17 protein-coding genes and 1 pseudogene are annotated in these 19,424 nt (G+C 74.3%); 9 read left to right on the top strand and 9 right to left on the bottom strand.

The genetic code is table 11. The features are described from left to right. Positions 1-53: 53 nt before the first annotated feature. Positions 54-1,067 (bottom strand): protein kinase, encoded by a 1,014-nt coding sequence (locus tag AB0F18_RS20765; protein WP_362062746.1) that lies wholly within the window; start codon positions 1,065-1,067, stop codon positions 54-56. Positions 1,068-1,208: 141 nt separating this feature from the next. Between AB0F18_RS20765 and AB0F18_RS20760 the strand changes: the two genes are divergently transcribed. Continuing rightward, complete coding sequence (locus tag AB0F18_RS20760; RefSeq protein ID WP_362062744.1) at positions 1,209-1,556, top strand: GntR family transcriptional regulator; 348 nt, start codon at positions 1,209-1,211, stop codon at positions 1,554-1,556. Next, positions 1,553-2,506, top strand: a complete 954-nt coding sequence (locus tag AB0F18_RS20755) for a DUF1648 domain-containing protein (RefSeq protein WP_362062742.1) — start codon at positions 1,553-1,555, stop codon at positions 2,504-2,506. The genes AB0F18_RS20760 and AB0F18_RS20755 overlap by 4 nt, the downstream gene beginning before the upstream one ends. A 5-nt stretch (positions 2,507-2,511) precedes the next feature. On the opposite strand, the gene AB0F18_RS20750 is transcribed toward AB0F18_RS20755, so the two are convergent. Next, positions 2,512-3,276 (bottom strand): hypothetical protein, encoded by a 765-nt coding sequence (locus AB0F18_RS20750; RefSeq protein ID WP_362062740.1) that lies wholly within the window; start codon positions 3,274-3,276, stop codon positions 2,512-2,514. A 309-nt stretch (positions 3,277-3,585) separates the two neighbouring features. Between AB0F18_RS20750 and AB0F18_RS20745 the strand changes: the two genes are divergently transcribed. Both AB0F18_RS20745 and AB0F18_RS20740 read left to right on the top strand, forming a co-directional pair. Continuing rightward, positions 3,586-5,451, top strand: coding sequence for a long-chain fatty acid--CoA ligase (locus AB0F18_RS20745; RefSeq protein WP_362062738.1), 1,866 nt, complete (start codon positions 3,586-3,588; stop codon positions 5,449-5,451). Between the two features lie 346 nt (positions 5,452-5,797). Then, positions 5,798-7,420: an alpha/beta hydrolase gene (locus AB0F18_RS20740; RefSeq protein ID WP_362062736.1), complete on the top strand. Its 1,623-nt coding sequence runs from the start codon at positions 5,798-5,800 to the stop codon at positions 7,418-7,420. 38 nt (positions 7,421-7,458) lie between these two features. On the opposite strand, the gene AB0F18_RS20735 is transcribed toward AB0F18_RS20740, so the two are convergent. The 3 genes from AB0F18_RS20735 to AB0F18_RS20725 form a co-directional block, all read right to left on the bottom strand. After that, positions 7,459-8,613 carry a lipase family protein gene (locus tag AB0F18_RS20735; RefSeq protein ID WP_362062734.1) on the bottom strand — a complete coding sequence of 385 codons (1,155 nt, stop codon included), beginning with the start codon at positions 8,611-8,613 and terminating at the stop codon, positions 7,459-7,461. A gap of 189 nt (positions 8,614-8,802) precedes the next feature. Next, the gene (locus tag AB0F18_RS20730; RefSeq protein WP_362062732.1) at positions 8,803-9,204 is read right to left on the bottom strand and encodes a helix-turn-helix transcriptional regulator; all 402 of its coding nucleotides are present in this window, start codon (positions 9,202-9,204) and stop codon (positions 8,803-8,805) included. A gap of 11 nt (positions 9,205-9,215) precedes the next feature. Continuing rightward, on the bottom strand, positions 9,216-9,812 hold the full coding sequence (locus AB0F18_RS20725) for an AraC family transcriptional regulator (protein WP_362062730.1): 597 nt from the start codon (positions 9,810-9,812) through the stop codon (positions 9,216-9,218). Positions 9,813-9,928: 116 nt separating this feature from the next. Between AB0F18_RS20725 and AB0F18_RS20720 the strand changes: the two genes are divergently transcribed. From AB0F18_RS20720 to AB0F18_RS20710, 3 genes are all read left to right on the top strand, one after another. Continuing rightward, positions 9,929-11,653 carry a long-chain fatty acid--CoA ligase gene (locus AB0F18_RS20720; RefSeq protein ID WP_362062728.1) on the top strand — a complete coding sequence of 575 codons (1,725 nt, stop codon included), beginning with the start codon at positions 9,929-9,931 and terminating at the stop codon, positions 11,651-11,653. Positions 11,654-11,965: 312 nt separating this feature from the next. Then, the gene (locus AB0F18_RS20715; protein ID WP_362062726.1) at positions 11,966-13,027 is read left to right on the top strand and encodes a helix-turn-helix domain-containing protein; all 1,062 of its coding nucleotides are present in this window, start codon (positions 11,966-11,968) and stop codon (positions 13,025-13,027) included. Positions 13,028-13,076: 49 nt separating this feature from the next. Continuing rightward, positions 13,077-13,676 carry a Uma2 family endonuclease gene (locus tag AB0F18_RS20710; protein WP_362062724.1) on the top strand — a complete coding sequence of 200 codons (600 nt, stop codon included), beginning with the start codon at positions 13,077-13,079 and terminating at the stop codon, positions 13,674-13,676. Here AB0F18_RS20710 and AB0F18_RS20705 read toward each other — a convergent pair. Beyond that, a complete protein-coding gene (locus AB0F18_RS20705) occupies positions 13,655-14,881 on the bottom strand; it encodes a PLP-dependent aminotransferase family protein (protein WP_362062722.1) in 1,227 nt (408 codons plus the stop codon). The two genes, AB0F18_RS20710 and AB0F18_RS20705, sit on opposite strands and share 22 nt — an antisense overlap. A 127-nt stretch (positions 14,882-15,008) precedes the next feature. On the opposite strand from AB0F18_RS20705, the gene AB0F18_RS20700 reads away from it, so the two are divergent. Next, positions 15,009-15,872: a hypothetical protein gene (locus AB0F18_RS20700; protein ID WP_362062720.1), complete on the top strand. Its 864-nt coding sequence runs from the start codon at positions 15,009-15,011 to the stop codon at positions 15,870-15,872. Positions 15,873-16,005: 133 nt separating this feature from the next. On the opposite strand, the gene AB0F18_RS20695 is transcribed toward AB0F18_RS20700, so the two are convergent. The 3 genes from AB0F18_RS20695 to AB0F18_RS20685 form a co-directional block, all read right to left on the bottom strand. Next, positions 16,006-16,209, bottom strand: coding sequence for a DUF397 domain-containing protein (locus AB0F18_RS20695; protein ID WP_362062718.1), 204 nt, complete (start codon positions 16,207-16,209; stop codon positions 16,006-16,008). A 206-nt stretch (positions 16,210-16,415) separates the two neighbouring features. Next, a complete protein-coding gene (locus tag AB0F18_RS20690) occupies positions 16,416-17,300 on the bottom strand; it encodes a helix-turn-helix transcriptional regulator (protein ID WP_362062716.1) in 885 nt (294 codons plus the stop codon). Positions 17,301-17,625: 325 nt separating this feature from the next. After that, complete coding sequence (locus tag AB0F18_RS20685; protein ID WP_362062714.1) at positions 17,626-18,369, bottom strand: GPP34 family phosphoprotein; 744 nt, start codon at positions 18,367-18,369, stop codon at positions 17,626-17,628. 185 nt (positions 18,370-18,554) lie between these two features. Here AB0F18_RS20685 and AB0F18_RS20680 point away from each other — a divergent pair. Beyond that, positions 18,555-19,424, top strand: a pseudogene (locus AB0F18_RS20680) (hypothetical protein); the annotation flags it as partial.

The raw sequence follows: 19,424 nt of genomic DNA, 5'->3' as shown, positions 1-19,424 counted from the left end.
GCTCGACGAGATCCGCACGGCCGTCGTCGGCAAGGAGGAACCGCTGGCTCTGGTCATGCCGACGGCTCGACGGGCCGCGTCGCGGGCACGGGGTCGGCCGGCGCCCGGCCGGCCGGCGCCGAACCGGCAGGTGTCGCCTCGGCAGGCCTCGACCGGGCCTGCGGCGGAGGGGCCGGCGTCACATCGGCAGGCGTCGGATGGGCCGCCGTCGGGCCGGTCAGGGTCGGGGCCGGCGGTACGGCGGGGTGCAGCAGGGCCCTCAGGTGCTCCGCGACGGCCCGGCTGTCCGGTCGGGCCGTCGGGTTCTTGGACAGCAGGTCGGCGACCAGGGCCACCAGCGGGGCCGGTGTGTCCGCCCGTACGGTGTCCAGTGGGGGCGGGGTCTCGTCCAGGTGGCGGCGCATCAGCACCCACGGCGTCTCGGTGAGGGCGAACGGCGGCCCGCCGGTCAGCAGGGCGTGCAGCACGCACCCCAGGGCGTACACGTCGCAGGCGGCGTCGACGTGCTCGCCGCGCCACTGCTCCGGCGCCATGTAGGCGGGCGTGCCGAACACCCGGCCGGTGGCGGTCAGCGACGCCGTGGCGTCGGCGGTGCGGGCGATGCCGAAGTCGCAGATCTTCAGGCGGCCGTCGGTGAGCAGGAAGAGGTTCGCGGGCTTCAGGTCCCGGTGCACCACCTCCCGCGCGTGCGCCGCCGCCAGGGCCTCCGCCGTCTGGAGCCCGAGGTCCAGCACCTCGGGCAGCGGCAGCCCGCCGCCGGGGTGCGCGGCCAGCCGGTGGGCGAGGTCCTCGCCCTCCAGCAGCTCCATCACGATGAACAGCCGGTTCTCGTGCCGTCCGGTGTCGTGGACGACGGTGATCCCGGGGTGCTGGAGCCGTGCCCCGATGGCAGCTTCGCGCCGGAACCGGCGCAGCAGTTCCTCGGAGGCGTCGAATTCGAGCAGCACCTTGACGGCGACCGGCCGCCCGAGCTCCTCGTCGTGGGCCCGCCAGACCTCCCCGATCCCGCCCTGCCCGAGCCGGGCGTCGATCCGGTACCGCCCGGCCAGGTGCTCTCCCGCCCGCATCGCTCCCCCTGTCGCCCCCTGGGCCGCGTCAACCGGCGTCGCGACAGGGGTCATTGTGCAACACCGGCACGCCCGCGGGAGGGGATCCGCCACGGCCACAGGTGGCTCCATCGAGGTAATGGTGCTAGCGTCATTGGCACCATGTTGCTGAGGCTGAACACCGCCGACACCCGCCCCCTGCACGAGCAGGTGGCCGGTGCCGTCCGACGTGCCATCGCCGAGGGCGAATGCGCCCCCGGCGACCGGATCCCGCCCGCGCGCGACCTCGCGCAGGCGCTGGGGGTCAACGCCAACACCGTGCTGCGCGCCCTGCGGGCCCTGCGCGACGAGGGGTTGCTGGAGTTCCGGCGCGGCCGCGGGGTGACCGTGGCCGGCGGTGCGGACGGGCGCTCCGAGCTGCTGGAGCGCCTGCGCGCCCTGGTGGCCGACGGGGCGCGACTGGGGTACGGCAAGGCCGAACTCATCGAGATGATCAGGGGGATGCCGTGAAGGGTCGTGCGGTGTGGGGAATCGCCGCGTGGGGGGCCGGGGTGCTGGCCCTGCTGGTGGGGCTGCCGCTCGCCGCGGCCGGGCGGCTGCCGGATCCGGTGGCCACGCACTGGAGCGGTGGCTCGGCGGCGCCCGACGGGTCGATGGGGTTGTGGGCGGCCGTGGCGTTCCCGGCGCTGGTGTGGGTGGTCCTGGTGGCGGGCGTGGCCTTCGGGGTCCGGCGCGGGCCCGTGCGCGCGTGGGGCGGGGCCGTGCTCGCCTTCGGCGGGGTGATGCTCGCGGGGGCGCAGGCGTCGATCGTACGGGCCAACCTGGACCGCGAGGACTGGCGGGACGCCGGCTCCGTCACGGGGTGGGGCGTGGCGGCGACGGTCGTCGTGGCCGTGCTGGCAGGCGCCGGTGCGGCGGCCCTCGGGCGGCGGGGGGCCGTGGCGGCGCCCGTCGCGGCGGAGGGGCCGCGGATGGAACTCCCGGACGGGGAACGGCTCGTCTGGCTGTCGGGCACCGTCAACCCGTGGCTGCGGCTGCTGGCCGGGGTCATCGCGCTGGCCGCGCTGGGCGGCGGGCTCGCCGGCCTGGCGGGGCTGCTGGGGGCGCCGTGGGTGACGGTCGCGACCCTGGGGCTGACCGCGGCGGTGGTGCTGGTCTGCTCCTCCGTGCGGGCGCGGGTGACGGAACGCGGACTGGAGGTCGCCTTCGGCCCGTTCGGGTACCCGGTGCGGCGCTGGGCCGCCGAGGACATCGAGTCGGCCCGCGTGGAGGACCGTACGCCGGCCCGGGCCGGCGGCTGGGGCTACCGGGTCAACGGGCTGGGCACGACGGTGATGCTGCGCGGCGGCGACTGCCTGGTCATACGGTCCAAGGGGCGGGACTTCGCGGTCAGCGTGGACGACGCCGGCCGCGGCGCCGCCCTGCTGAACTCCCTCACCGCCGCCGCGAAGGGCGATTAATTCCGCTAGTTCCGCGCGTACGAGCCGAGGCCGACCAGACAGTAGACGTACTCGTTGATGACGCTGCCGTTGATGGTGTAGCGGTACGAGAACCCGTACTCCGTATCGGAGTTCTGGTCGCAGCGGCTCATGTCGGAGGTTCCGGGGAAGCGCTGGATCACCCGGTAGTGCGCGTCGTCGGCCTGGCAGGAGACCTCGTGCACGCCGGTGACGCGCGTCGCCGTCGTCGAGTCCGGCAGCTGCCCGTTGAGGCAGGTCCCCTCATCGAAGGGGCGGGGGGCCTCGGTGGTCTGCGTGGGCGTCGGGAGCTCGTACGTCGGGGCGGTGGCGGGCTCGGTCGTCGGGCTGTAGGTGTACGTCGGCGTCGGCGGGCTGTACGGGGTGTACTCCGGGGACGTCGGGGACGTCGGCGTGGGCGTGCTGCCGGACGAGGTGGTGCGGGAGTCGTCGTCGCTGCCGCTCGCCACCGCGATGCCGATGATCAGGGCGGCGGCGACGCCGAGCGCCAGCAGGCAGCCGAGGGCGCCCGACTTCCCGGCGGGCGTGGGCTGCTGCCCCGTGACGGGACCGGCCGGGCCCGGCACCGCGGGGCCGGACACGCGTATGCGCAGCAGGAGCTCCTCGTCGCCGACGCGGGCCCGGACGAGGTCGCCGTTGCGGGCGGGCGGTATCCGCAGCCGCGCGGTTCCGGTCGGCAACGGGACGTCGACGACCGCACCCGCGGCGGCCTGCTGCGGCGTGAGCGTCAACTGGATTTCCTCTGACGGCACCGGCTCCTCCTCAAGGTGGCGGCGACCCTTGCGGACCTCCGGCGATTCTGCCCCTCCCCGCCGCGTTGACGCAGTCATTCCGCCATGCCCGCCCCCCGGCCGCCACGCCGGTGCCGTGCGTGCGGAGGGCGGCGTCCCGGGAGGCCGGGCGGACGGCCGGGGCCGCGGGCCGGGGTGTGCGTGCCAGGGGTGGAGAACGTTCGCGGGGTGTGGAGCTGTGGAGGAGGGCTGGTCCGAGGGGTGTTCGGCGGGGGACGCGCGTGCGTAGATTACCGCCGGTAACCCCCGATTGACCGAGGAGAACGAGCCGTGGACGCTGCCGAGCCGAAGCTGGTCGAGCCCGTCAAGACGATCGTCGCCGGGGTGGTGCGCGAGGTGGCCGTGCCCGCCCTCGCCGGGGCGCCCGCCGGCGGATCGCTCGGGGACCTCCCCTTCCTCAACGCCCGCGAGGCCCCCGGCGAGCCCGTACTCGCCCGCAAGGACCGCGACGGGACCTGGCGGGACGTCACCGCCGCCGAGTTCGCCGCCGAGGTGCTCGCCGTCGCCAAGGGCCTGATCGCCGAAGGGCTCGCGGAGGGCGACCGGCTCGCCATCATGGCCCGGACCACCTACGAGTGGACCCTGCTGGACTTCGCCGGCTGGGCCGCCGGGCTGGTCACCGTGCCCATCTACCCGACCTCCTCCGCCCTCCAGGCCCGCTGGATCATCCACGACTCCGGCGCCGTCGCCTGCGCCGTCGAGGACACCGTCCAGGCCCGCCTCATCAGCTCAGAACGCGCCCACCTGCCCGGCCTCGCGCACCTGTGGGAGTTCGACACCGGCGCCATCGGCCGCCTCGTCAAAGCCGGAGAGCACCTCCCCGACGCGATCGTCCAGGCGCGCCGGGCCGCCCGTACACCCGACTCCTACGCCACCCTCGTCTACACCTCCGGCACCACCGGGCAGCCCAAGGGATGCGTGCTGACCCACGGCAACTTCTTCGCCGAGGTCGACAACGCGGTGGAACTGCTGCACCCCGTCTTCCGGTCCGTCAGCAAGGACCCCGCGTCCACCCTGCTCTTCCTGCCGCTGTCGCACGTGTTCGGGCGGATGGTCGCCGTCGGCTGCCTGCGGGCCCGGGTGAAACTGGGGCACGCGCCCAGCATCAAGACCGAGGACCTCCTCGCCGACCTCGCCGGCTTCCAGCCGACCTTCCTGCTCGCCATCCCCTACGTCCTGGAGAAGGTCTACAACACCGCCCGCGCCACCGCCGAGCGGATGGGCCGCGCCTCCTCCTTCGACCGGGCCGCCCGGATCGCCCAGCGCATCGGGGAAACCGTCGAGGGCCGCCCGCCCGGCCTGGGGCTGCGGGCCGCCCGCGCCCTGTACGACCCGCTCGTCTACCGGCGCATCCGCGCCGCGCTCGGCGGCCGCGTCCGCTACATCCTCAGCGGCGGCTCCCCCCTCGGCCGGCGCCTCGCCGCCTTCTACACGGGCGTGGGCATCGAGGTCTTCGAGGGGTACGGGCTCACCGAGACGACGGCCGCCGCGACCGTCACCCCGCCGCTGCGGCCCCGCCTGGGCACGGTCGGCTGGCCGCTGCCGGGCACGGCGGTGCGCATCGCCGACGACGGGGAGGTGCTGCTGCGCGGCGGACACGTCTTCGCCGGGTACTGGAACGTCTCCGCGCAGCCGCCCGGCGGCTGGCTCGCCACCGGGGACATCGGCGAACTCGACGCCGACGGCTACCTCACCATCACCGGCCGCAAGAAGGACCTGATCATCACCGCCAGCGGCAAGAACGTCGCCCCCGCCCCCCTGGAGGACTGGCTGCGCGCCCACCCGCTGGTCGGCCAGTGCATGGTGATCGGCGACAACCGGCCCTACGTCGCCGCCCTCGTCACCCTGGAGCCGGAGGGGCTCGCGCACTGGCGGCAGATGCACAAGAAGCAGGGCGTCCCGATCCGCGAACTGGTCACGGACCCGGAGCTGCTGGAGGAGCTCCAGCGGGCGGTGGACGAGGCGAACAAGCTGGTGTCCCGGGCCGAGTCGATACGCCGCTTCGGGGTGCTGCCGGGGGAGTTCACGCAGGAGCGGGGACACCTGACGCCGTCGCTGAAGCTCAAGCGGGGCGCTGTCGCGCGGGACTACGAGCCCGAGATCGAGGCCCTGTACCGAACCCCCCGCGAGGCCTGACCCCTACCGTCCCTGGGGGGCTCCGCCCCCAGACCCCCGCGCCTCAAACGCCGGCGGGGCTGGATTTCGGCGCGGCTGGTCCGTCGCCTGCGGCATCGCCCGCGGCTGGATTTCGCGCAGCGAAATCCCAGCCCGCGCGGCGTTTGAGCGTACGGGCGCGCAGCGCACGTACGGGGTCTGGGGCGGAGCCCCTGGGGGTACCTCCCAGCGGTAGCTGGGGGAGGAACGGTGGAAGGGCGGGTAGGGGACAGCTCCGCGCAGCGGTGGGACCCGGCCGGCGGGCGGGGGTGGCGTGGGCCGTTTATCGTGGGCTGACCGGTTCGGGGGGCCGCCCGAGGAGGGTGCAGTGCGCCGTTCCCACCCCCGCCCCCGTGACCCCCGCCCGGGTACCGGCGCCGCAGCCCGTCTCGGGGCCCGGCTCCTCGGCACCCGGCTCGGCAGCCGGATGGCCCTCGCCGGGGCCGCCGTCTGCGCGGTCGCCCTGGCCGCCGCCGCCCCCGGCCCCGGAGCCGACGCCACGGCCCCCCGCCCGGCGGCCCCGCCGCCCCCGGCCCCCGCCCCCCACATCCGGTGGGGCGAGTGCCCCGAGCAGCCCGTGCCCGCCGCGATGCGGTGCGCGACCCTCGCCGTCCCCCTCGACCACGCCGACCCCGCCAAGGGCACCACCCGGATAGCCCTGGCGAAGATCCCCGCCGGCGCCCCGAGCCGAGGCGGCCGCCGCCTCGGCTCGCTCCTGCTGAACTACGGGGGCCCCGGCGCCCCCGGCATCGCCTCCCTCGCCGCCGACCCGGCCCTCTTCGCCAAGCTCGGCGAACGCTACGACCTCATCGCCTTCGACCCCCGCGGCGTCGGCCTCAGCGACCCCGTCTCCTGCGGCGGCGTCCAGGAGGCCGACGCCGGCGAGGAGGGCGCCGACGCCGCCACCCAGCTCGCCGCCCTGCGCGAGGAGGCCCGCCGGTGCGAGCGGCACTCGGGGCGCGTCCTCCCGTACATAGGCACCGTCCACGTCGCCTACGACCTGGACACCATCCGCCGGGCCCTGGGCGACGAAAAGCTCAACTACCTCGGCTTCTCCTACGGGACCCGGCTCGGCGCCGTGTACGCCGCCCTCTTCCCCCGCACCACCGGCCGGATGGTCCTCGACGGGGTCGACACCCTCACCGAACCCCTCACCGAGCAGGCCCTCGCCTCCGCGCGCGGCCAGCAGCGCGCCCTGGACAACTTCCTCGTCTGGTGCGCCCACCGGGAGCACTGCGTCTACGGCACCAACACCCGCACCGCCAAGGAGAAGGTCAAGGCCCTCGTCGCACGCCTCGACGCGCACCCCATGACCGGGACCGGAGGCACGCCCTTCACCGGCGACGACGCCGCCCTCGCCCTCGGCAGCGCCCTGTACTCCCCGACCCTGTGGCCCGACCTGGCCGCCGCCCTCGCCCAGGCGGAACGGGACGAGGACCCGGCCGGCCTGGAACAGCTCCTCGAACCCGCCGAACCGGCCCCCGCGAGCCCCTCCAGGGTGCCCGCCGACAACGCCACGGCCGCCCTCACCGCCGTCAACTGCGCCGACGACCCCGACCGCGGCAACGACAAGGCCACTCCGGCGGCCATCGCGAAGGAGATCGGGGACCTGGAGGCGGAGTTCCGCGCGGCCTCCGAGATCTTCGGGCCGCGCCAGCTGATGACCGTCCTGTCCTGCTACGGCCGGCCCGCCGGTACCGACTTCATCCGCCGCATCGACCGCCCCGGCGCCCCCCGCATGCTGCTCGTCGGCACCCGCGGCGACCCGGCGACCCCGTACGAGTGGACGGAGGAGACGGCCCGCCGCCTGGGCTCGGCCGTGGTCGTCGACTACAAGGGCGACGGACACCTCGGCTACCCCTCCTCCGCCTGCGTACGCGGCTACGTGGACGGCTTCCTGACCGACGGCCGGCTCCCCGCCGGAACGCGCGCCTGCCCCGCCGGTGAGTGAAGGCGAGTGAACCGGCGGGGCGGGCGCGACGGCACCGCTCAGCAGTCGGGGTGCGTGGCCCGGCCCGCGAAGCGGTCCGCCAGCCAGTCCGCGGCCGCCGGCGAGTGGGTGATCACCCCGCTGACGTGCTCGCCGAGCACGACCGTGTCGAACTGGACGTCCGCGCCCCGCGCGCACCAGTCCGCCCGCAGCTGGCGCCCCACCGCGTAGGGGATGAGCTCGTCACCCAGCGCGTGGTACTGGAGCACCGGCGCCGCCGGCGCCGTCCGGCCGAGCCGGCTCTGGTCCAGCCGGGCCTGCCAGTCCGGCTGCGCGAGCGGGTCGCGGGTGGTCAGGTCGGAGATCCGCTTGAAGGAACCGGCGATCGAGTCGACGGCCACGCAGCCGTCCTTCATCCCGTCGACCAGGGCCCGGCCCGCCGGGTTGAGGTAGGAGTCCAGCTTCAGCTCGGGGAAGGCCGCGTCCTGCCCGGCGGCCGCCATGAAGATCAGCCCGGAGCCGTAGGAGCCGTTGTTGAACGCGGCCACCTTCATCAGGTCGGCCGGGACCCCGCCCGTGGCCGTGCCCTTCACCTTCAGGTCCGGCGCGTACGAGCCCTGGAGCTCGGCCGCCCAGCCGCCGGCCTGCCCGCCCTGCGAGTACCCCATGATCCCGACCGGGGTGTCCGCCCCGAGCCCCGCCTCCGGCAGCCGGATCGCGGCCCGGGCGGCGTCCAGGACGGCGTGGCCCGCCGAGGGGCCGACCGTGTAGGTGTGCAGGCCCGGGGTGCCCAGGCCCTCGTAGTCGGTGACGACCACCGCCCAGCCGCGCAGGGTCAGCTGCTGGATGAGGTTGGCCTCCATGGAGGTGCCGTACGGGAGGTTGTTGCTCGGCGCGCAGGAGTCGCCCAGCCCGACCGTCCCTACGGCGTACGTGATCAGGGGGCGCGGGCCGCTGCGGCCGTCCTGCGGGACGATGACGGTCCCCGAGACCACGTTCGGGGCGCCGTCGGCGGTGGTCGAGCGGTAGTGGACCTTCCAGGCCCGGGTGCCGGTGGGCTGGCCGGGCAGCGGATGGAAGGCGGAGGGGGCGCTGTCGACGATGTCGCCGGGCCGGGCGGCGGAACCCTCCTCGGCCCGGGCGGCGGCGGCCGGCACCCAGGCGGAGAGGACCAGAGCGGTGACGGCGGCCACGGCGGTGCTGCGCAGGCGCATGGGCGGATCTCCCAACGTCCGTGTGGGGGTAGGTCAGCCGAAGGTAGTGACCGACCGGTCGGCATGTCGCTGACCGCGCAGCTCACCTTTCCTGACCGCCCCTCACACCACCCGCCCGGGCGACCCCGCCCGGCCGCCCGCCCGCCCGGCCGACCCCGACCCGCCCGGCCGCCCGCCCGGGGCGACGCCTCAGCCGCCCGAGGCGATCCGGTACGCGCCCGGTGTCGTGCCCGTCCAGCGGCGGAACGCGCGGTGGAAGGCGGTGTCCTCCGAGAAGCCCAGCCGGGCGGCGAGTTCCGCGATCGGCTCCCCGCTCTCGGCCAGCCCCGCGATCGCCGCGTCCCGCCGGACCTGGTCCTTCAGCCGCTGGAAGGAGGTCCCCTCCTGCTGGAGCCGGCGCCGCAGGGTCGCCGGGGAGACCGCCAGCCGCGCCGCGACCTCCCCCAGCTCCGGCAGCCCCGGCGCCCCGCGCAGCCCCCGGGCCAGGCTCCGGCGCACCTGCTCCGCCACCGTGGTCCCGTACTCGGGGCGCGACAGCAGGTCGAACGGGGCCCGCCGCAGCATCGCGTCCAGCGCGGCCTCGTCGCGCACCAGCGGGGCCGTCAGCCAGCGCGCGTCGAACGAGGCGCCGTCCGCTCGGCCCCGAACCGCACCGGGCAGTCGAACAGGACGCCGTACTCGCCCTCGTGCGGCGGCGCCGGATAGGCGAAGGAGGCCGTGGTGAGGGGGATGCGGCGGCCCACCATCCAGCTGCTGAGCCGGTGCCAGATCGCCAGCACGCACTCGGACAGGAACCGCTCCTCGTCCCGCCCCAGTTCCCCGCGCACGGTGAACCGCGCCTCGGCGCCCTCCACTTCCAGCGCCAGCTCCGGCCCGCCCGGGAACAGCCCGTAGAAGGCGGCGGCCCGCTCCACGGCCGCGCCGAGGTCCCGGCAGCCGAAGCAGGCGTAGCACATCATCGCGAAGGTCCCCGGCCGGCTGGGCACGGCCGACAGCCCCAGGAACTCGTCCCGCGTGGTCCGGTACAGCGCCCGGAACAGCCGCGCGAACTGCGCCGGGGTGACCCGCGCCCGGTCGTCACCCAGCAGCAGCGGCGGGATCTGCGCCTCCTGGAGCAGCGGCACCAGATCGACCCCGCCGCGCCGCGCCCCCGCGAGCACGGCGCGCACGTGGTGCACGCTGACCGTCCGCCTCCCCATGCTCCGACGGTAGCCGCCGTGAGCTCCGGGGTCAGCGGGGCTGACGCTTCCGGTCATGCCGCCCGGGCACCGCGCGTGCCCACCATCGGGGGTCACCTATCCCGGGAGGGCGTGCGATGGACGGTCGGCCGAGCACCCTGGCGGTGTTCACCCAGTGGACGCAGGAACGGTACGGGCCGCTGACGGCGCTCAGGTTCCGCGGCCCGGACGGCGGCTGGCAGACCCGGACCTACGCGCAACTCGCCGCGTCCGTACGGGAGGCGGGGTGCGGGCTGCTGGGGCTGGGGGTCGGGCCCGGGGAGCGGGTGGCGGTGCTCGCGGAGACCCGGCCGCAGTGGACGTACACGCACTTCGGGGTGCTGGCGGCGGGCGCGGTGCTGGTGCCCGTGTACCCGACGGCGGGGGAGGAGGAGCTGGCCTGGGTACTGGAGGACTCCGAGGCGGTGGTGGCCGTCTGCGAGGACGCCGCCCAGGCGGCCCGGGTGGAGGCGCTGCGGCCGAAGCTGCCGGCGCTGCGGGCGGTCGTACGGATGGACGAGCGGACACGGGCGCAGGCGCCGGAGTCCGAACTGGCCGCGCGGGCCGCCTCGGTGACCCCCGGCGCCGACGCGGCGATCGTCTACACCTCGGGCACGACCGGCCTGCCGAAGGGGTGCCGGCTCACCCACGGCAACCTCGGCGCCGTCCAGGACGCCACCCTCCCGCTGATCCAGGGCGGGCCGGGGGACTCCACGTACCTGTACCTGCCGCTGGCCCATCTGCTGGCGCAGCTCATCCAGTTCTCCACCCTGCTGGAGGGCGGGGAGCTCTGCTACTTCGGCGGCCGGGTCGAGGACGTGGTCGCCGAGCTGGCGCAGGCCCGGCCCACGCACCTGCCGTCCGTGCCCCGGCTGTTCGAGAAGGTCCACGCGGCGGTGCTGGCGCTGGCCGAGGGCCGCGAGGGCGGCCGGGAGCGCTTCGAGGAGGCCGTACGGCTCGGCGTACGGGCCGCGGAGGGCCGGCTCTCGCCCGAGGACCGGCCGGCGTACGAGGAGGCGGAGCGCTCCCTCTACGCCCCGGTCCGGGAGGCCTTCGGGGGCCGGCTGCGGTGGGCCCTGACCGGCGGCGCCCCCATCGCCCCCGCCACCCTGGACTTCCTGCGGGCCTGCGGGATCCGCGTGTTCGAGGGCTACGGGATGACCGAGTCCGGCGGGGCGATCAGCCTCAACCACCCGGGCGCCGTCCGCCACGGCACGGTGGGCCGCCCCCTCGCGGGGTGCGAGGTGCGGATCGCCCCGGACGGGGAGGTGCTGGCGCGGGGCCCGATGGTCTTCCCCGGATACCACGCGAACCCCGCCGCGACGGCGGAGGCCCTGGACGGCGACGGCTGGCTCCACACCGGCGACCTGGGCGCCCTGGACGCCGACGGCTTCCTCAGCATCACCGGCCGCAAGAAGGACCTGATCATCACCTCGGCCGGCAAGAACATCACCCCGACGGAGGTGGAGTTCGCCGTCCAGCAGGCCTCCCCGCTCGTCGCCCGGGCGGTGCTGATCGGCGACCGCCGCCCGCACCCGGTGGCCCTGATCGCCCTGGACGCCGAGGAGACCGCGGCCTGGGCGGCCCGCGAGTCCTTGGACCTCGGCCCCACCCCGTCCACCCACCCGGCACTCCGAGCCCACCTCGAACGCGCCGTGGCCACCGCCAACGCCACCCTCTCCCGCCCCGCCCGCATCCGCGCCTTCCACGTCCTGGCCGAGGAACTCTCGATCGAGACGGGCACGCTGACCCCCACCCTCAAACTCCGCCGCCCGGCGGTGGCGCAACGCTACGCGTCCGAAATCGAGGCCCTCTACGCCTAGTCCGCCTGTTCGGACCGGGCCGCGGAAACCTACGCCTCGGCCGTCCGCCGGACGGCTGCGCCGCACGTCAAAAGACCAAAGAACCGGGAGAAAGAACCAGACCAACCCCTCCAGCCTCCCCCGCCGCCCGGAATCGCTCGGATGGGTGAACTCTGCCAACTCGGCTGGATTTGGAGGTGGTTGCGCGGCATATGCTCACGCCGACTACCGCAGACATGAGACGGCCCCCGGCAGGGCTCCAACCCCGGCCGAGGGCCTGATCCACGAGGAAGCGATACCTTCCCAATGGGCTTCCAGCAGCCTAACGCGGGTATGCCCGCATCGCGCCGTGTTCCGGCCCGAACCGCTCGATCCGGTGGCCTTTCCGGCGTCACGCACGCGAAGCTCGCCCTTACGCGCGACTTCACGGTCGTTGCCAACCAGCTCGCCCAGCACCCGAACCTGTCGCTGCTCGCGATCGGGGTGGCGGTCCACATCCAGTCGCTCCCCGAGGGCACCCCGGTCGGCATCCGCGCCCTCGCCGACCGCTTCCCGGAGAGCGAGTACCGCCTCGGGCGCGCCCTGAGGGAACTGGAACAGGCCGGCTACCTGCGCCGCACCCGCCTCCGCCTGCCCAGCGGCCAGGTCGTCACCCGCACGGTCGCGTACAACCTCCCGCAGGCCACCACTCCCGACCGGCCTCCCACCCGCCCACAACCCCCGGACCCCGAGCCCGACCCCGACCCGGACCCCGCCCCCGACCCCGAGCCCGACCCGGGCCCGGGCCCGGCGCCCGAACCAGGATCCGACGCGGACCCGGAGCCCCACCCGGCACCAGAGCCGGGCCCCGAGCCCGAGCCCGGGCAGGCCGCCGAGCCCGAGCCCGAGCCGCCCGCCTCCGGAGCTACCGCCGCGCCGGGCGGGGATCCGTCCGGGCAGCCGCAGGACGCCGCGGAGGGCCCGCCTCCGTCCCCGTCAGACCGGCCGCACTGGGCGGGCTTTCCGAGCCTCCTCCATCGTGAAGCCGCCCGTCTCCTGGCCGGCCTCAGGGCCCGTGACCCCCGCCTCCTCCTCTCCCGGAAGGACGTCGAGCGCCTCGTCCCCGACGTCGTGCGCTGGCTGGAGACGGCCCCGCCCGAGGCCGTGCGCCGCACCCTCACCGCCGACGTCCCGGACGACCTCCGCAACCCGGCGGGCCTCCTCGCGTACCGCCTGAAGGCCGCCTACCCCGTCCCGGTCCCCGCGCCGAAGGGACCGCCCCTGTCCGCCGGTCCACTGCCCGCGGACCGTGCCATCCACCCCCTCCGCAGCTGCGACGGCTGCGAGCGCGCCTTCCGCACTCCGACACCGGGCCTATGCGGCGATTGCCGGTCCGACGACAGAAAGGCTGCCTAGCATGAAGGTGATGACTCGGCCCCCTGGGCACAGACGAGGAGCCACCGCCATGACCATCGCCCCCGATGCCGCGCGCCAGGAACCGGCGCCGTACAAGGCCATGCGCGACGCCGTGGAGTCCTTGCACGACACCGTGCCCGGCAAGTTCGAGATCACGCGAGAAGGAATCGTCCACGACATGATGGCGCCCAGCGGCCCACACGAGCTCACCGTGCTCCGCGTACGCAAGCGGCTGGAGAGGATCATGCCGGAGGAGCTGGCGGCCCACTCCGGCGCGCCCGACGTCGAGGATCGGCCCGAGGGGGTTCTGCGGTTGCCCGACATCATGCTGATCGCCGAGATCGACATGGAAATCCAGGGCTCGTTCGACCCCCGCACCCTCCTCGCCGCCGTCGAGGTCGTCTCCCGGTCCAACCCCGACAACGACTGGGTCGGCAAGATGCGCGACTACCCGCTCCTCGGCGTCCCCGTCTACGCGGTCTTCGACCCCCGCACCGGTACGGGGGCCGTCATGTCCGACATCCACCAGACGCCCGACGGCCCCCGCTACGCGACCCGCAGGGACTTCCTCTACGGCGAGGACGTGACCATCGCCCAGTGGACGATCTCCACCGACGGGCTGCCCCGCTACGAGGACGCCGGCGAGTAGGACTCCACCGCCGAGCCCAGCCGGTCCAGGCCGACCGCGATCTCCTCCGGGGTGTGCGTGGTGAAGGAGAGGCGCAGGGTGCGGGGGTCCGGGGTGCCGGTGAAGAAGGGGGCTCCGGGGACGTACGCCACGTCGTGGGCGACCGCCGACTTGAGCAGGGCCGTCGCGTCGTAGCCCTCCGGGAGGCGGGCCCAGACGAACATGCCGCCCTGGGGGCGGTTCCACTCCGAGCCCGCCGGCAGGGCCCCGCCCAGGCCCGCCAGGAGGGCGTCGCGCCGGGACCGGTAGGCCTCGCGGACCCGGGTGACGTGGGCGTCGAGGTCGTGGGCGCGCAGGTAGTGGGCGGCGGCCAGCTGGTCCACCGTCGAGGTGTGCAGGTCGGCCGCCTGCTTCGCGACCACCGCCGCCCGGCGCAGCGCCGCCGGGGCGCGCAGCCAGCCCAGGCGCAGCCCGGGGGCCATGACCTTGGAGAAGCTGCCGATCAGGGCGGTGCGGTCCTCGGCGCCGGGGTGGGCGGCCAGCCAGGGCTCGTGGGCGCCCTCGTAGCGGAGGTCCCCGTACGGGTCGTCCTCCACCAGCCACAGCCCGAGGCGGGCCGCGACCCGCGCCACCTCCGCCCGCCGGGCCCCCGGCAGGGTGCGGCCGGTCGGGTTCTGGAAGGTGGGCACGGTGTACAGCAGCTTGGGCCGCTCGCGGGCGGCGATCTCGGCCAGGGCGTCGGGCAGCAGGCCCTGCTCGTCGCAGGGGACGGGTATGACGCGGGCCCCGGCCATCCCGAAGCACTGCAGGGCCGCCAGGTAGGTGGGGTTCTCGACGAGGACGGTGTCGCCCGGCTCCACGAGGGTGGCGGTGACCAGGGTCAGCGCCTGCTGGGAGCCGGTGGTGACGAGCACGTCGTCCGCCGTGGTGGGCAGCCCGCGCCGCCCCGCCCGGGCCGCGACGGCCTCACGGAGCTCGGGGGCGCCCTCGGTGGTGGAGTACTGCAGGGCCCGGGCGGCGGAGGAGGCCCCGGCGAGGGCGCTGTCGTAGGCGGCGCGGAGCCCGGCCGTGTCGAAGAGCTCGGGGGCGGGCAGCCCGCCGGCGAAGGAGATCACCCCGGGGCGTTCGGTGAGCGCCAGGATCTCCCGTACGGGCGAACCGCCCACGGAGCGGGCACGGGCCGCGAAAGCGGGCAGGGGGGCGGAGTCGGGGCTTTCGAGGGGCATGGGGGCTCCTTCGGAGGGCGGGTGACCGCAGCCTAACCAGGAAAGATGCAGGCGGCACCTACCATTTCGAGGTGTGAACAGCGCCCGCCCTCTCGCGAACTGACGAAGCATCAGCTAAACCGGTGCCATGACGACCAGACAAGAGCAAGAGCGGGGACCGGAGGACACCCGGGCCGGCGACTACGCGGAACTCGCGGCCGTCGGCCCGTACGGGGTGCGCCCCGGCCATGCGCTGATCACCATGGTCGAGCCGCACCCGGGCCACGAGTACGCGTACAACCGCTGGTACGAGGACGACCACTACTACGCGGGCGCCATGGCCATGCCCTGGATGTACGCGGGCCGTCGCTGGGTGGCCACCCGCGAACTCCAGGAGCTGCGCTACCCGGAGAAGTCGTCGGTCGCCCAGCCGGTCACGGCCGGCTGCTACCTGTCGACGTACTGGGTGACCGAGGGCCGCTACGACGAGCACATGAAGTGGACCGTCGGCATCAACAAGCGCCTCAACCGCGACGGCCGCGTCTACCAGGACCGTACGCACGTCTTCACGGCGTTCCAGGACCACGAGGCCACCGTCTACCGCGACGGGGCGGCCGGCCCCCGCGACTACCACGCCCTGGACCACCCGTACGCCGGGCTCGTCCTCCAGGTCGTCGACGCCGAGGGCCCCGGGCGGCGCGCGGAACTGCTGGAGTGGCTGCGCTCCCGGGCCCTGCCGCGCCGGCTGCACGGATCGCCGGCGGCGATGGTCACCGTCTTCCGGCCGACGCCGCTGCCCGGCGACCGGATGACCTACGTCAAGCAGGTCGAGGGGGTCGACAGCCGCCTGACGCTGCTGTGGTTCCTGGAGGCCGACCCGCGCACCTGCTGGGACCGCTTCCAGGGGCTGGACGCGGAGGCCGCGGAGTCGGGGCTGGGGCGGGTGGAGCTGGTGGCGCCGTTCGTCCCGACGGTCCCGGGGACCGACCGGTACGTGGACCAGCTGCGCTGATCCCGGACTCCGGGCTCCGGGCTCCCGGCGGGGAGGGCCGGCCGTACGTCCGTGCGCGGACATGGCCGAGCCCCCTCGGCCAGGACGGCGGGCCGGTCGAGAGGGCTCCAGTCGGGGTGGTACGCCGAGCGGTTCAGGCGCGGTGACCCTCGACGACATCGGTCACGAAGGAGGTCCAGGAGCCGGGGGCGAAGGTGATCGAGGGACCGTCCTGCACCTTGGAGTCACGGACCGCGATCGCCTCGGTGACGGGGGACTTGACCTCGACGCAGGCGCCGTTTCCGCCGGAGTAGGAGGACTTGGTCCAGTTTTCGGTGCCGCCCTGACGAATGCCCATGGTTCTTCTCCGGTTCAGAGAGTGGTTCCGGGAGCTCCCGGCTGTAGGCCGGCTCCATTTCCCGGGCCGACGTGATCGACGCTACCGGCACCTTCCGATGAGGGAAGGAGGTATTCACTCGACCGGGTGGCATATTCGATTCAGGCCTTCTGTGGCCGGGGACCGACGGTGTACCGTGCCGGACCCCCTGCCACCTCGCCGGTTCCCTACTTCGCCAGGACCGCGTACTCGTCGATGATCTCGGAGATGAACTGTCGGGTCTGTTCCACATTGAGCGCCTGGGCGCGCAGGTGCTCGTACATCACGCTGTATTTCTGAACGTCGTTCGCCTTCTCCAGGTACAAATCGCTCGTGACGCCCTCGATGTAGACCACCGTCGAGTCCGAGGCGTCCGGGAATTCCAGAATCGCGTACTGACCGTTCACACCCGGATGGGCACCCATCGTGAACGGCATCACCTGCACGGTGATGTACGGCTGCTGCGATTGCTCTATCAAGTACTGCAACTGCCGGACCATCAACTGGGGATCGCCCACGTGCCGGCGCAGCACCGCCTCGTCGATCACCGCCCACAGGCGCAGCGGCCCGACCTCCGGATTGTTGTTGTCCGTCTCGGACAGCCGCTTCTGGCGGTGCATCCGGACCTGGACGCGCTTCTCCACGTCGGCGGGAGCCGTCTCCGGCAGCGCGCCGCGGATCAGGGCCTGGGCGTACTCGGGGGTCTGGAGCAGGCCGGGGACCATCTGGGGTTCGTACGTGCGCAGGCTGGCCGCGTCGGTCTCCAGGCCGATGTAGACGCTGTACGGGATGTCGCCGAAGGCGTGCCACCAGCCCTGCTGGCGCGAGTCCTTGGCCATCTGCATGAGCGAGTCCACCAGCCGGGGGTCCTCCACCTCGTACACCTCGCACAGGTCGCGGACGTCGCGCTGGCTGATGGAACGGCGGCCGTTCTCCAGCCGGCTGATCTTCGACTGGGAGACGAGGAGGCGCTCGGCGACCTGCTCGGCCGTCATGCCCTTGTCCTCGCGCAGCTTGCGCAACTCCATGCCCAGTCGGCGGCGTCGGACGGTGGGATTGACATTGGACGCCACGGGATCGGCACCTCCGCCTTCTTCTGTCGCTGTCTCTCTGCGTGTCTGATGTTCAGCAGACTGCCACCGAAGGGTGTGACGGCGCTGGGGAACGGCCCGGAAAAGCGGACACGCGGGGTGGCGGGGCCGGTGCTTCGGCCCTGCCACCCCGCGTGCCGGCGGCTCCCGAACCGGGTGTCTGGGGGGATACCCGGCTGTGCGGAGGTGGATCGGTGTCCCGCTGGTGGACCCAGGGGTGTGCGGGTCGTGCGGCGGTGCGGTCGTGCGGTGGTGCGGTGGTGCGTGTGCGGGTGCTGCCCGGTGCGGGCGGCGTGCCCGCCGTCGCTCAGTGCGCGGCCGCGCGGGCCATCGCACCCGTCCGGCGCGGCTGGAGCGGAACACCGCTGCTCGCCGTGGCCCGGGCGGCCGGCTGCGGAGCCGGAGCGCGGTCACGGCGCGGCTGTGCGGCCACGCCGTTCTGGACGTCCATCACGGCGTGCGCCACGAGACCGCCCATCGGGTCGTGCCGGATCAGGTCCCGCAGCCGGGACCTGGACGACCGCCCCTCGTTGCCGGGGTACAGGTGCTTGCCGAGTCCGACCGCGTGGGCCAGTGCGGCGAGCGCCGCGGTCCGCGGGTCCGGCGGTACGCCGGTGCGGATCGCACTGTCGAGCCGGGCACGGATCTCCCGGCTGATCGCCGTGTCGGTCGCCTGGTAGCGAGTCGTCGGCAGCACCCCGCACATCTGTCCCGCGACGGCATGCACCATGCCGCAGCGCTCCAGATGGGCGAGGTAAATCTGGCGGAGCCCCAGCCGGGGTCCGCCGATCCAGTGGACGGCCCGTACCGGGCTGCCGCGCCTGCGCAGCAGTTCCAGTGCGGAGTCCAAAGTCGGATCTCCTGTCGGCCGTGGCATCACCACGGCGATACGATCCCCGTCAGGGGCTATCCGTCCTGCCAGAGCCAGCTCCACTAGCTGTGCCCCGGCCAGGCCGAGGTCGAGCGACTGCGGCTGCGCCGTTGTACCCGTGGCCGGGTCCAAGGCGAGCAGCAGAAGCTCCTCTGGAATTGTTCTGCGGCTCCTGCCCATCCATGCCTCCCCGCGTGGATGAGTGACAGGGTGACGCCTCTCACATTCATCTGTCGAGAGCGCCTGGACGCTTTGTGGGGGAACCAGTAGCTATGTCGTTCTCGTCTAGCACGTGGGCGAGGCCCCCGAGACGGGACACTGTTAGACGGTTCGGACAGTGGCCGGACGGCGATCGAGGAGGAACGGTGGCGGGCGAGTCCCCCGACAAGTCGGTAAGTGAAGGAGCGTCGGGGGCGGCGAAGTCCTCAGGGGCCGGGGAACAGGACCCGAGGCTCTCGGTGTTCCAGCCGCGCGTCCCGCTGAAGGACGCCGTGCCGGCCCGGGCGGCCGGTGCGGGCGCCTCGGACGGGGCCCCGGACGAGGACGCGGAGGTGGCCCCGGCCGCGGAGCCGTCCCCCGGACGGGTGGACCCCGCGCCGTCGCAGGCGAAGCCGGGGGTGGGCCGCCAGGGTTCCGCTTCCGACGACTCCGACAACGACTCCGACAACGACTCCGAGAACGGTTCCGACCCGGCCCGGGGCGACTCCGCTCCGGCGGACACCCCCGACGCGGACTCCGGCTCCGACTCCGGCTCAGGTTCCGCGCAGCCGGGCCCGTCCACGGACGACCGCGACGCGCCCCCGGCCTCCAAGCCCCGTTCCGCTTCCGGGGACACCGAGCGCACGGCGGTCTTCCGCACCGTGAAGCCGGGCACCCGTCCCGCCGCGTCCGGTTCCGGGGCCGTGACCCCGGACCCCGCTCCGGAGGACGCCCCCGCCGCCGGCAAGCCGTCGGCCGCGTCGGAGCGCACGGCCGTCTTCCGTACCGTCAAGCCGGGTTCCGCTTCGGACGAGGAGCGCCCGTCGGACACCAAGCCGTCGGCCGGTACGCGGACCACCGCGTTCGGCGTGGCGACCTCGGACCCCGCTCCGGAGGACGCCCCCGGCGCCGGGAAGCCGGCCGCGGACCCGCGTGCGGCGAAGCCGTCGGCGGAGTCGGAGCGCACGGCGGTCTTCCGCACCGTCAAGCCGGGTTCCGCTTCGGCGGACTCCGCCGAGGCCGGGGACGAGGAGCGC

The organism is Streptomyces sp. NPDC029216 (assembly GCF_040648015.1).
In the GTDB taxonomy this organism is placed as follows: Bacteria; Actinomycetota; Actinomycetes; order Streptomycetales; family Streptomycetaceae; genus Streptomyces.
This window is presented reverse-complemented; position numbering and strand designations above follow the sequence as displayed.

Coding starts and splice junctions, on each gene's coding strand:
- AB0F18_RS20685 (WP_362062714.1), bottom strand. CDS start 18,369: ATGGGCAGGAGCCGCAGAACAATTCCAGAGGAGCTTCTGCTGCTCGCC.
- AB0F18_RS20705 (WP_362062722.1), bottom strand. CDS start 14,881: ATGCCCCTCGAAAGCCCCGACTCCGCCCCCCTGCCCGCTTTCGCGGCC.
- AB0F18_RS20760 (WP_362062744.1), top strand. CDS start 1,209: ATGTTGCTGAGGCTGAACACCGCCGACACCCGCCCCCTGCACGAGCAG.
- AB0F18_RS20735 (WP_362062734.1), bottom strand. CDS start 8,613: ATGCGCCTGCGCAGCACCGCCGTGGCCGCCGTCACCGCTCTGGTCCTC.
- AB0F18_RS20725 (WP_362062730.1), bottom strand. CDS start 9,812: ATGGGGAGGCGGACGGTCAGCGTGCACCACGTGCGCGCCGTGCTCGCG.
- AB0F18_RS20765 (WP_362062746.1), bottom strand. CDS start 1,067: ATGCGGGCGGGAGAGCACCTGGCCGGGCGGTACCGGATCGACGCCCGG.
- AB0F18_RS20720 (WP_362062728.1), top strand. CDS start 9,929: ATGGACGGTCGGCCGAGCACCCTGGCGGTGTTCACCCAGTGGACGCAG.
- AB0F18_RS20710 (WP_362062724.1), top strand. CDS start 13,077: ATGACCATCGCCCCCGATGCCGCGCGCCAGGAACCGGCGCCGTACAAG.
- AB0F18_RS20700 (WP_362062720.1), top strand. CDS start 15,009: ATGACGACCAGACAAGAGCAAGAGCGGGGACCGGAGGACACCCGGGCC.
- AB0F18_RS20715 (WP_362062726.1), top strand. CDS start 11,966: ATGCCCGCATCGCGCCGTGTTCCGGCCCGAACCGCTCGATCCGGTGGC.
- AB0F18_RS20695 (WP_362062718.1), bottom strand. CDS start 16,209: ATGGGCATTCGTCAGGGCGGCACCGAAAACTGGACCAAGTCCTCCTAC.